Genomic DNA, 11317 nt, shown 5'->3' on the forward strand with positions numbered 1-11317 from the left:
ATGACCGTTCACCCGGGCCTCGTAAGGGCACCAAGTGGCCGTCGGTCGACTCCTGACCTTCGCTCCGGCAAGGCTGGCAAGAAGGTGCCATCCGTCCGCTGATCCGGGCCCCGCAAGGGCAGCCACGCGCCTATCAGCCGACTCCTGACCTCCTCATTACCGGCTCTTCACGGGTGAGAGTGTGGTCCTCGCCGCTGGGACCGGCGCGTCGGTGACGGGATAGTCGTTGAGGTCTTCCGAGGATGGACGTTCTCACGCTGCCCATCTGGACGCTCTCGACATGCCCGACGCTACCGTCGTGGTGCGCCCCGATCATGGGTTCACGGGCGTTGATCTGACCACGTTGTGCCGTCTCGATGAGCTCGGACTCGAGGTGACCGGCCGGCGTCTCGCACCCGACCGGGCCGTGCTCGCCTGTCGGGTCCTTGAACCCGACCGGTGGTGCCGCCGCTGCGGTGGCGAGGGGACCGTGCGTGACACGGTGACCAGGCGGCTCGCACACGAGCCGCTCGGCCGGCGGCCCACGACGTTGGTGGTCACGATCCGCCGCTGCATCGCGCGGTCCCTGTCGCTCGAAGTCCCGACAGCGGACGACAGTCGCTGACCGGTCTCGTGTCGCCGGAAGAGGAGAGCGATCACAGCGAAGCGGATTCCCTCAGCTACGACCTTCTGCGTTTTCGAGCTTGGCCCAAATCCGGGTGATGGCAGCAATGTCATCGTCGTCGAGGGGATCGACGAAGTATTTCTTGACCGAATCCTCGAAGGTTCGTCTGACCGTCTCGGCGAAGTGCCGTCCGCTTTTGGTGAAGCTGATGAGCGACACCCGCCCGTCGCCTTGGTCGGCGCCACGCTGGAGGTGCCCGGCATCGATCAGATTCTGGACCAACCGTGAAGCTCGAGTGGGGCTCACGCTGACAAGTTCGCCAGACAGAACTCGAACCGACTGAGGCTCGGTTTCCAGGAGCCAGCACAGGATCTCGACGGTGCTGAACGAGATCTTGTGCTGGTCCATCAGCGCGGCGTCGATCCGCCCGGTAACTGTGGCGTGGGTGAACAGCAGCGCAAACCAGCCCTTGACCTGGTCCGGGGAAATGATTCGCGGTTGCGACACGGGTGCCTTCACACCCAGCAGCATACCCGGAAACCGAGTGCCCTCCCAGTTAGATGCGCGCGCACGCATCTGGTACGGTGAGTGTGTAGTCACGAACGGGAGAACAGTCCCGTTTGCTGAGCGCTTCGCACAACCGGCGCGTACTCGCCGGCCCGCGTGCCCCGCAGGGTCCGCGCACCGTTCGGCCGTTCGGCCGACAGAAGGATGAAGGTCAACATGCCCAAACTTGATGGCAAGGTCGCCGTGATCACTGGAGCAACCTCTGGGATGGGGTTGGCGACGGCCAAGTTGTTCGTCGCCGAAGGCGCCTACGTGTTCATCACCGGACGAGATAGGCACAGGCTGGACGAGGCGGTCGCCTCCATCGGCCACAACGTGACGGGCGTACAGGCGGACTCGGGAAATCTCGACGACCTGGCTCGCTTGGCCGAGACCGTGCGGGAGCGTCACGGACGAGTCGACGTCCTATTTGCGAGCGCCGGCCTCGGATCGGTTTCGGACCCGCTGGGAAGCATCACCCCGGATACGTTCGATGCGCTGGTGGGCGTGAACTTCCGCGGCACTGTGTTCACCGTTCAGTACCTGCTGCCGCTGATGAGCGACGGTGCGTCGATCATCCTGAACGGCACGACCAGCGCGACCAAGGGCATTCCCGGTGCCGGGGTCTACTCGGCGAGCAAGGCCGCTGTGCGTTCACTCGCCCGCACCTGGGCCGCGGAGCTGAAGGTCCGCGGCATCCGGGTAAACGTCGTCAGTCCCGGTTCGATCGACACCGCGCTCTTCAGCACCGTATCCCCCGAGATTCGGGAGCAGATCACCGCCGCCATCCCGCTGGGACGGCTGGGAAGCAGCGAGGAAATCGGGGCTGCTGCGCTGTTCCTGGCCTCCTCGGACGCCAGCTTCATCACCGGCGCAAACCTAGTCGTCGACGGCGGGTTCAGCCAGATCTGACAGCGAGCGGCGACCAGAGAAGCGCCTCATGTCGGCGCTCAGACCCAACCGCACCAGGAGCAGAGGAAATGGGCAGTAACGAGCCCTCCAGGGCCCCCGCGTCTCAGTCGTCGCGAAAGCCGACGCAGCGCAATCGACGGTTCCACACAATCCGTACCACGAGCGACGGTGGATGGCTCTGGGCGTCGTCGTCACCGCCCAGATCATGACTCCGCTGGATGCGACTGCCCCGGGCTGGTGCTGATCGGAACGGGTATCGGCTCGGCCGCCGTCGTGGCCGTCGCGGTCGGGCAGATGGGCGTCGAACCGCGCGACGCCGGCACCGCCGGGGCGCTCAACAATGTCTCTCAGCAACTCGGCTCGGCGCTCGGCGTCGCCCTGATCAGCACCTTCGTCGCCACCGCAACCAACCACTACCTGACCGACCACGGCAGCACGGCCGTCGTCGGTGCCACCGTGCACGGGTTCGCCATCGGGTTCTGGTGGGCCGCAGGCCTTTTCTGGGCCGCCGCTGTCATTTGCGGCGCCCTGATCCGCGGCGGCACCAGCCTTCACCACGAGGCCGGCCAGCCGGAGCCTCTCGACGGAATCGTCAGCGCCCTGATCTGACAGCACGCCGTGGGCGACGACGTCGCGCGTCGCGGCTGACCACGCACGAACGACTGAAGGAGACATCGATGCCTGACTATGGTCATCCCCTGCGTTTCGCAACATTCATTGGTCCCACGAACTCCCCGGCGACCCGTCCGGTCGAGTTGGCGCAGCTCAGTGAGCGGCTCGGGTTCGACTTCGTGACCTTCCAGGATCACCCTTACCAGTCGAGCTTTCTCGATACCTGGACTCTGCTGAGTTGGGTGGCCGCGCGGACCGAGCGCATCGGTCTGTCTGGCAATGTGCTCAACTTGCCGCTGCGTCAGCCCCCCGCCGTGCTCGCCCGCGCGGCCGCCAGCCTCGACCTGCTCTCCGGTGGTCGGATGAGCCTCGGGCTCGGGGCCGGCTTCTACTGGGATGCGGTGCAGGCGATCGGCGGACGTCGATTGACGCCGATGCAGTCAGTGGCGGCGTTGAGCGAGGCGATCGACGTGATCCGCGGGGTGTGGGACGCCGACGGGCCCGGCCGACTGGATGTCGACGGGGAGTTCTATTCGGTCCACGGCGCCGAGCGCGGACCCGCGCCTGCACACGAGATCCCGATCTGGATCGGAGCCCACAAGCCGAAGATGCAGGGCCTGGTGGGACGTAAGGCCGATGGCTGGCTGCCGTCGCTGCCGGTCATGGAGCCAGGTGGCCTCCCGAAGGGAAACGCGATCATCGACGACGCCGCGCGGGCCGCCGGCCGCGCCCCCCGCGAGATCACCAGGCTGCTGAACATCTTCCCGGGTCAGCAGACCGCGGAGGCACTGGCCCAGATGGCCGTCGAGGACGGTGTCAGCGTCTTCATCCTGGCCAGCGACGACCCGGACGTAATCGAGCGCTTCGCCGCTGAAACCATCCCCGCGGTACGCGAACACGTCGCCCGCGAACGCAACTAGTCCGCGAGCCAATGCTGCGTGGCCAAAGCGCTTGATGCAGCCCGTCAGACCAGCAACACACTCCTTACCGCCAGCTCCATGGACAGCGAAGGAACACGTCATGACCACCATCAGCATCATTGGCTCGGGCAACATGGCCACCGCCATCGGCACTCGGGCAGCCAAGCACGGCCACGCCGTCGAGCTCATGAGCCGCAACACCGCCAAGGCTCAGATGCTGGCCGACGAGATCGGCAGTGGAACCACCGTCGGCGCGTTCGGTGCAACGCCGGCAGGTGACATCGTCATCGTGGCCGTCCCGTACACCGGCGCAGTCGACGTGGTCATTCGCTACGACGGCGCGTTGGCCGGCAAGATCCTCGTCGACATCTCCAATCCCTTCAACGCCGACGCCGACGGGCTCGCGACCAACTCAGGCCGCTCGGCGGCCCAGGAGATCGCCGCTGCCGCCCCCGAGGGCACACCGGTCGTGAAGGCGTTGAACTCGATATTCGGCCACGTCCTCGCTCACGACACGCCCCTGGACGCGTTTCTTGCCGGCGACGACGCCGAGGCGAAGGCCCAAGTCGCGGCGTTTCTGAAGAGCATCGGCTTGCGGCCTCTCGACGCCGGAGGGCTCCAGATGGCGTCGGTCCTCGAATGGACCGGCCTCCTGCTAATGGGGCTGGCCCGCCACGGCGCAGGCTTCGACATCGCCCTCGGCGCAGAAGTCAACTGAACACATGGGACCCTGCACACCGGCGCCGATCTCCTCACCAAGAAGCAGAAGGACCGCCTCGTCGCGTTGTTCGACGGCGAGGACCACGTCCAGGTCGAGGCGACCTGGGGAATCTACCAACGGATGATCGCCGCCTACCGCGAACCCGACCGCGTCAAGGGTCGCGAGCTGATGGTAAAGCTCATCGAGTCCGTCAGCGACGGCGTCCCAACGGTGCTGAGCGAACTGATCACCCTTGGACGGACGGACCCTCAAGCAGCGTGCCGACGATGTTCCGGCCTACTTCGACCGGCCCGGCACGAGCAACGGACCGACGGAGGCCATCAATGGACGGCTCGAGCACCTACGCGGCTCAGCCCTCGGGTTTCGCAACCTCACCAACTACATCGCCAGATTCCTGCTCGAGTCCGGCGGGTTCAGGCCCCGACTACACCCTCGATTGTGAAGAGCCCCATCCCCATTCCCATTACCGTCTTCGTAGCCCCGCAAGGGCAGCCAAGCGACCGTCAGTCAACCCCTGACCTTGGCCCGGAACAGCGGAGCGAGAAGGTTCCCGCCGACCGCCACCCCCACCACCCCGCGTCCGACCCCTGGACCGTCGGCCAGGTCCGTGCCCCGGACGTGGGAGGATCGGGGGCGGCGGGCCAGGGCCGCGCACCCGGTCACGTCGTCGTCGTATGCGAGGACGCGCGTACGCAGCAGTACCAGGGCGCGAGCATGAGGAGCACCGTTGAGCAGGTTGCGCTGGCTGACCGCGGGGGAGTCCCACGGTCCCGCACTCGTGGCGACGCTGGAGGGCCTTCCCGCCGGCGTGCCGATCACCACGGACATGGTGGCGGACCACCTGGCCCGGCGCCGGCTCGGCTATGGACGCGGCGCGCGCATGAAGTTCGAGCGCGACGAGGTCACCTTCCTCGGCGGTGTCCGGCATGGCCTCACCCTCGGTTCCCCGGTCGCCATCATGGTGGGCAACACCGAGTGGCCCAAGTGGGAGCAGGTCATGGCGGCCGACCCGGTCGATCCCGAGATCCTGGCGGGGCTCGCCCGTAACGCTCCGCTGACCCGGCCGCGTCCCGGCCACGCCGACCTCGCCGGTATGCAGAAGTACGGCTTCGACGAGGCCCGGCCGATCCTGGAGCGTGCGTCGGCAAGGGAGACCGCGGCCCGTGTCGCGCTGGGCGCCGTCGCCCGGTCGTACATCAAGGAGACGGCCGGTATCGAGATCGTCTCGCACGTCGTCGAACTGGCCTCCGCCAAGGCGCCGCAGGGTGTGCTGCCGACGCCGGCCGATGTCGAGAAGCTGGACGCGGATCCCGTGCGCTGCCTGGACGCCGACGCGTCGAAGGCGATGGTCGCGGAGATCGACCAGGCCCACAAGGACGGCGACACGCTGGGTGGCGTGGTCGAGATCCTTGCCTACGGCGTCCCTGTCGGTCTTGGGTCGCACGTGCACTGGGACCGTAAGTTGGACGCCCGTCTCGCCGGTGCCCTCATGGGTATCCAGGCGATCAAGGGCGTCGAGATCGGTGACGGTTTCGAGCTCGCTCGGGTGCCCGGTTCGCAGGCGCACGACGAGATCGTCAACACCGATGAGGGTATTCGGCGGGTCTCGGGTCGTTCCGGTGGCACCGAGGGCGGCCTGAGCACGGGCGAGCTGTTGCGCGTACGCGCCGCGATGAAGCCCATCGCGACCGTGCCGCGCGCCCTGCAGACCGTCGACGTCGTCACCGGCGAGGCCACCCAGGCCCACCACCAGCGCTCCGACGTGTCCGCGGTCCCGGCCGCCGGCATCGTCGCCGAGGCGATGGTCGCGCTGGTCCTCGCGGACGCGGTCGCGGAGAAGTTCGGCGGCGACTCGGTGCCCGAGACCCGCCGCAACGTCCGCTCGTACCTCGAGAACCTGGTCGTCCGGTGACCGCGATCCCGCTCGTCGTCCTGGTCGGTCCCATGGGCGTCGGCAAGTCCACCGTCGGGCAGCAGCTCGCCGAGCGGCTCGGCGTCGCCTACCGGGACACCGACGACGACATCGTGGCCGCCGAGGGCCGCACCATCGCCGAGATCTTCGTCGACGAGGGCGAGCCCGTCTTCCGTGCCATCGAGAAGCGCGCCGTGCACCAGGCACTCGCCGGGCACGACGGCGTCCTCGCACTCGGCGGCGGTTCGATCCTCGACGAGGACACGCGCGCGCTGCTCGCCGGACACCGGGTCGTCTACCTCTCCATGGACGTGGACGAAGCGGTCAAGCGCACCGGCCTCAACGCGGCCCGCCCGTTGCTCACCATCAACCCGCGCAAGCAGTGGCGCGAACTGATGGAAGCCAGGCGCCACTTGTACGCCGAGGTCGCGCAGGCCGTCGTACCCACCGACAGCCGCACCCCCGAGGACGTCACCCAAGCCGTCCTGGACGCACTGGAGTTGAAGGAAGCATGAGCGAGTCAGTGACGCGGATCCAGGTCGGCGGCACGGCGGGCAGCGACCCGTACGAGGTCCTGGTGGGCCGTCAACTCCTGGGCGAACTGGGCGGGTTGATCGGCGACCGGGTCAAGCGGGTCGCGATCGTCCACCCCGAGGCGCTCGCCGAGACGGGCGAGGCGCTGCGCGCGGACCTGGCAGGGCAGGGCTTCGAGGCCGTCGCCATCCAGGTGCCCAACGCGGAGGAGGCCAAGACCGCCGAGGTCGCCGCCTACTGCTGGAAGGCCCTGGGCCAGTCCGGCTTCACCCGCTCCGACGTCATCGTCGGTGTCGGCGGCGGCTCCACCACCGACCTGGCCGGATTCGTCGCCGCGACCTGGCTGCGCGGGGTCCGCTGGATCGCCGTACCGACGACCGTGCTCGCCATGGTCGACGCGGCCGTCGGCGGCAAGACCGGCATCAACACCGCCGAGGGCAAGAACCTGGTCGGCTCCTTCCACCCGCCGGCCGGTGTGCTCTGCGACCTCGCCGCGCTGGACTCCCTCCCGGTCAACGACTACGTCTCCGGGCTCGCCGAGATCATCAAGGCCGGCTTCATCGCCGACCCGGTGATCCTCGAACTCATCGAGTCCGACCCGGAGTCCGCCCGCACCCCGGCCGGACCGCACACCGCCGAACTCATCGAACGCTCCATCAAGGTCAAGGCCGAGGTTGTCTCCGCCGACCTCAAGGAGTCGGGCCTGCGCGAGATCCTCAACTACGGTCACACCCTCGCCCACGCCATCGAGAAGAACGAGCGCTACAAGTGGCGCCACGGCGCCGCAGTGGCCGTAGGCATGCACTTCGCGGCTGAACTCGGCCGTCTCGCGGGCCGGTTGGACGACGCGACGGCGGACCGGCACCGCACGGTCCTCGAATCGGTCGGCCTGCCGCTCAGCTACCGCTACGACCAGTGGCCCAAGCTCCTGGAGACCATGAGGGTCGACAAGAAGTCCCGCGGCGACCTGCTCCGCTTCATCGTCCTCGACGGCCTCGCCAAGCCGACGGTCCTGGAGGGCCCCGACCCGGCCGTCCTGCTCGCCGCGTACGGCGAAGTGGGCGAGTAAGTCCCGCCAAGACCCTTCCGTCCGAATTGCCTTGCGTGGATGGGCACTTCGGCCCCTCCCCGGCCGTTCACCAAATGGCGGCCGGGGAAGGTACCGTTCGGTAGGAAGCGGGTTCGGGCCCGCTGCCAGCGCCAATTGCCTGCCGCGAGTGAGCCGAAGGGGCGCGCCGGAGGTGAGACCGTGCTCGCGCGGAGGCCCGAAGGGGTGAGCACGAGCGTGGTCTCGACACCGGCTTCAGCGCCCCGGAGGTGAACGAGCCAGAAAAGACGAGACGGAGTGGCACCGGATGCAGCACGCAGTGGGGTCTCCGCTGCCGCCGCCCCACCAGCCGGGGCAGGGACCGACCACCGGTTGGTCCCCGGCCGGACAACACTCGGGCCCGCACCATCCGGGCCCGGCGCCCGTGCCGCCACCGGCCCCGGGCTTTGCGCCCACCCCGCCGCTGCCGCACGCGGTCCCGCGCCACGCACCGGACACCACCGGCCATGTCCAGCTCCCGCCGGGCGGCCCCGTGCCCATGCCGAGCGCGCCGCCCGCCACCGCGGCCCCCGACCCGACCTCCACGACCCTCGCGGTGCTGCTCATCGGCCCCGCAGGCGCGGGCAAGACGAGCGTCGCCAAGTACTGGGCGGACCACCGCCGGGTCCCCACCGCCCACATCAGCCTCGACGACGTACGCGAATGGGTCCGCTCGGGCTTCGCCGACCCCCAGTCCGGATGGAACGACCACTCCGAGGCCCAGTACCGCCTGGCCCGCCGCACCTGCGGCTTCGCCGCCCGCAACTTCCTCGCCAACGGCATCTCCTGCATCCTCGACGACGCGGTCTTCCCCGACCGCCCGGTCGTCGGCCTCGGTGGCTGGAAACGTCACGTGGGCCCCGGCCTCCTCCCCGTCGTCCTCCTCCCGGGCCTGGAAATCGTCCTGGAACGCAACGCCGAACGCTCGGGCAACCGCCGCCTCACCGACGAGGAGGTCGCCCGCATCCACGGCCGCATGGCGGGTTGGTACGGCTCGGGCCTCCCGATCATCGACAACTCCCAGATGGACGTACAGCAGACGGCCCAGGTCCTGAACGACGTCCTGGCACGATCCATAGCGAGCCCCCCGAGCTGGTAGCGAACGGGACTTGTTTTTTTAGGGGCGCGGGGAACTGCGCGCTGAGCCCCCACCGGCCCGCACTCGGCGAACAACCCAAAGCGCACTCCCATCCCCCGAACGGCACTCTCCCAACCGGCACAATCCAGCCACCGCTCCTACGCTCATCTCATGTCAGAGGTCTACGCAGCCCGCCGAGCGAGGCTGAGGGAACGAGCCCAAGCCGGCGGCAGCCAATCCGCGCTGGTCACCAGCCCAGCCAACGTGCGCTACCTGTCGGGACCAGTTCCGCAGGGCACCGTTCTGCTGCTGGGCAGGCGCGACGACATGCTGGTCTGCGCGAGCCCGCCGGACGAGCGCCCCTCCGAGGGTCGCCCCGACGAGACACTGCGCATCCACACGCTTCCCGGACCTGACGGCGACCCCGCCGTAGCCGCCGCCGACCTCGCGGGAGCGTACGGCGCCGAATCCATGGCCGTAGAGGAACACCACCTCACGGTGGCCCGCCACCGAGCCCTCCGCTCGGTCGCCCCGACGCTCCGCCTCACCGACATCGGCGGCGCGGTCGAGCAGCTGCGGGTCGTCAAGGACGAGGAGGAGATCTCCTGTCTGAGAATCGGCGCCGAGATCGCCGACCAGGCCCTCGGAGAGCTGCTGGAGTCGATCCTCGTCGGCCGCACCGAACGCCATCTCGCCCTCGAACTGGAGCGACGGCTCGTCGACCACGGCGCCGACGGCCCCGCCTTCGCCACCTCCGTCGCCACCGGCCCGCACTCGGGCAGACGCGGTCACCGGCCGACCGACCGCCGGGTCGAGGAGGGAGATTTCCTTTCTGTCTGCCTCGGTGCCACCTATCGCGGATACCGTTGCGAGATCGGCCGTACCTTCGTCATCGGGACCTCTCCCGCCGACTGGCAGATCGAGCTGTACGACCTCGTCTTCGCCGCCCAGAGGGCCGCGCGGGAGTCCCTGACCCCTGGTGCCGCCTACCGCGATGTGGACCGCGTGGCCCGCCAGGTGCTGGACTCCGCGGGGTACTCGGAGGGCCTCGCGGCGCTCACCGGCCACGGTGTCGGGCTCGAAATCGACGAGGAGCCGCAGCTGGCCCCCGCGGCCATGGGTAAACTGGACGCTTGCGTGCCGGTCACCGTCGAACCGGGGGTTCACCTCCCGGGCCGGGGTGGTGTCCGGATCGATGACACGCTCGTCGTGCGCCCTGAGGCGGACGGCGGACCCGAGCTACTCACCATCACGACCAAGGAACTGCTCGCGCTCTAGCTTGCGCGTGCCCCTGGGTCGTCCACGTCAGTCCAGGAGATTCCGCAACCGTGGCTTCCACGAACGACCTCAAGAACGGCCTGGTGCTCAAGCTCGACGGGGGCCAGCTCTGGTCCGTCGTCGAGTTCCAGCACGTCAAGCCCGGCAAGGGCCCTGCCTTCGTGCGCACCAAGCTCAAGAACGTGCTCTCCGGCAAGGTCGTCGACAAGACGTTCAACGCCGGCGTCAAGGTCGAGACGGCCACTGTCGACAAGCGCGACATGCAGTTCTCGTACATGGACGGCGAGTACTTCGTCTTCATGGACATGGAGACCTACGACCAGCTCATGGTCGACCGCAAGGCCGTCGGCGACGCCGCCAACTTCCTGATCGAGGGCTTTACCGCCACGGTCGCCCAGCACGAGGGCGAGGTGCTCTTCGTCGAGCTGCCGGCCGCCGTCGAGCTGGTCATCCAGGAGACCGAGCCCGGCGTCCAGGGCGACCGCTCCACCGGTGGCACCAAGCCCGCCACCCTGGAGACCGGCTACCAGATCCAGGTCCCGCTCTTCATCACCACCGGTGAGAAGATCAAGGTCGACACCCGCTCCAGCGACTACCTCGGCCGGGTGAACAGCTAACCGTGGCTGCCCGCAATACGGCCCGCAAGCGCGCCTTCCAGATCCTCTTCGAGGGCGACCAGCGCGACGCCGACGTGCTCACGGTCCTCGCGGACTGGATCCGGCTCTCCCGGGACGACACTCGGCAGCCGCCGGTGAGCGAGTACACGATGGAGCTGGTCGAGGGGTACGCGCAGCACGCGCGCCGGATCGACGACCTCATCGCGCAGTACTCGGTCGGCTGGACGCTCGACCGCATGCCGGTCGTGGACCGCAACATCCTGCGTCTCGGGGCGTACGAGCTGATCTGGGTCGACGCGACCCCGGACGCCGTCGTCCTGGACGAGATGGTGCAGTTGGCGAAGGAGTTCTCCACGGACGAGTCGCCCTCGTTCGTCAACGGCCTGCTGGGCCGTTTCAAGGACCTGAAGCCCTCGCTGCGCCGGGACGAGGCGTAAGCAGCACGACACGTAAAGCAGCACGGAGAACGCCGGAGGGCCCGCAGCGCGACCCCAGC

12 protein-coding genes and 2 pseudogenes are annotated in these 11317 nt (G+C 68.5%); 13 read left to right on the plus strand and 1 reads right to left on the minus strand.

The annotated features are described in order from the left end of the window. Positions 1 to 280: 280 nt before the first annotated feature. A pseudogene (locus ACFWP5_RS41400) lies at positions 281 to 550 on the plus strand (ISL3 family transposase); the annotation flags it as partial. Between the two features lie 105 nt (positions 551 to 655). On the opposite strand, the gene ACFWP5_RS41405 reads toward ACFWP5_RS41400, so the two are convergent. Then, positions 656 to 1123: a MarR family winged helix-turn-helix transcriptional regulator gene (locus tag ACFWP5_RS41405; RefSeq protein ID WP_384169377.1), complete on the minus strand. Its 468-nt coding sequence runs from the start codon at positions 1121 to 1123 to the stop codon at positions 656 to 658. A gap of 204 nt (positions 1124 to 1327) precedes the next feature. Here ACFWP5_RS41405 and ACFWP5_RS41410 point away from each other — a divergent pair, with 204 nt between their 5' ends. The 12 genes and pseudogenes from ACFWP5_RS41410 to nusB all read left to right on the plus strand — a co-directional run bounded on the left by ACFWP5_RS41410 (position 1328) and on the right by nusB (position 11258). Beyond that, positions 1328 to 2062 carry an SDR family NAD(P)-dependent oxidoreductase gene (locus ACFWP5_RS41410; RefSeq protein ID WP_384169380.1) on the plus strand — a complete coding sequence of 245 codons (735 nt, stop codon included), beginning with the start codon at positions 1328 to 1330 and terminating at the stop codon, positions 2060 to 2062. A 237-nt stretch (positions 2063 to 2299) separates the two neighbouring features. Continuing rightward, positions 2300 to 2671, plus strand: a complete 372-nt coding sequence (locus tag ACFWP5_RS41415) for a hypothetical protein (protein WP_384169384.1) — start codon at positions 2300 to 2302, stop codon at positions 2669 to 2671. Positions 2672 to 2739: 68 nt separating this feature from the next. After that, entirely contained in the window at positions 2740 to 3594 is an 855-nt protein-coding gene (locus ACFWP5_RS41420) for an LLM class flavin-dependent oxidoreductase (protein ID WP_384169387.1), read from the plus strand. A 100-nt stretch (positions 3595 to 3694) separates the two neighbouring features. Then, a complete protein-coding gene (locus tag ACFWP5_RS41425) occupies positions 3695 to 4312 on the plus strand; it encodes an NADPH-dependent F420 reductase (protein WP_384169390.1) in 618 nt (205 codons plus the stop codon). A 9-nt stretch (positions 4313 to 4321) separates the two neighbouring features. Next, positions 4322 to 4757 (plus strand): annotated as a pseudogene (locus ACFWP5_RS41430) (transposase); the annotation flags it as partial. A gap of 285 nt (positions 4758 to 5042) precedes the next feature. Continuing rightward, positions 5043 to 6227 (plus strand): chorismate synthase, encoded by a 1185-nt coding sequence (gene aroC, locus ACFWP5_RS41435; RefSeq protein WP_328684516.1) that lies wholly within the window; start codon positions 5043 to 5045, stop codon positions 6225 to 6227. After that, positions 6224 to 6742, plus strand: coding sequence for a shikimate kinase (locus tag ACFWP5_RS41440; protein ID WP_384169393.1), 519 nt, complete (start codon positions 6224 to 6226; stop codon positions 6740 to 6742). Before aroC ends, ACFWP5_RS41440 begins: the two co-directional genes overlap by 4 nt. After that, positions 6739 to 7830, plus strand: a complete 1092-nt coding sequence (aroB, locus tag ACFWP5_RS41445) for a 3-dehydroquinate synthase (protein WP_384169396.1) — start codon at positions 6739 to 6741, stop codon at positions 7828 to 7830. Before ACFWP5_RS41440 ends, aroB begins: the two co-directional genes overlap by 4 nt. A 286-nt stretch (positions 7831 to 8116) precedes the next feature. Then, positions 8117 to 8947, plus strand: coding sequence for a Pro-rich N-terminal domain-containing protein (locus tag ACFWP5_RS41450; RefSeq protein WP_384169399.1), 831 nt, complete (start codon positions 8117 to 8119; stop codon positions 8945 to 8947). A gap of 150 nt (positions 8948 to 9097) precedes the next feature. Beyond that, complete coding sequence (locus ACFWP5_RS41455; RefSeq protein ID WP_384169403.1) at positions 9098 to 10204, plus strand: aminopeptidase P family protein; 1107 nt, start codon at positions 9098 to 9100, stop codon at positions 10202 to 10204. A 50-nt stretch (positions 10205 to 10254) separates the two neighbouring features. Beyond that, positions 10255 to 10821, plus strand: coding sequence for an elongation factor P (gene efp / locus ACFWP5_RS41460; protein WP_019059745.1), 567 nt, complete (start codon positions 10255 to 10257; stop codon positions 10819 to 10821). 2 nt (positions 10822 to 10823) lie between these two features. Continuing rightward, positions 10824 to 11258, plus strand: coding sequence for a transcription antitermination factor NusB (gene nusB, locus ACFWP5_RS41465; RefSeq protein ID WP_384169407.1), 435 nt, complete (start codon positions 10824 to 10826; stop codon positions 11256 to 11258). Positions 11259 to 11317 lie beyond the last annotated feature (59 nt).

Origin of the sequence: Streptomyces sp. NPDC058469, from assembly GCF_042721125.1 — a bacterium.
Classification (GTDB): Bacteria; Actinomycetota; Actinomycetes; order Streptomycetales; family Streptomycetaceae; genus Streptomyces.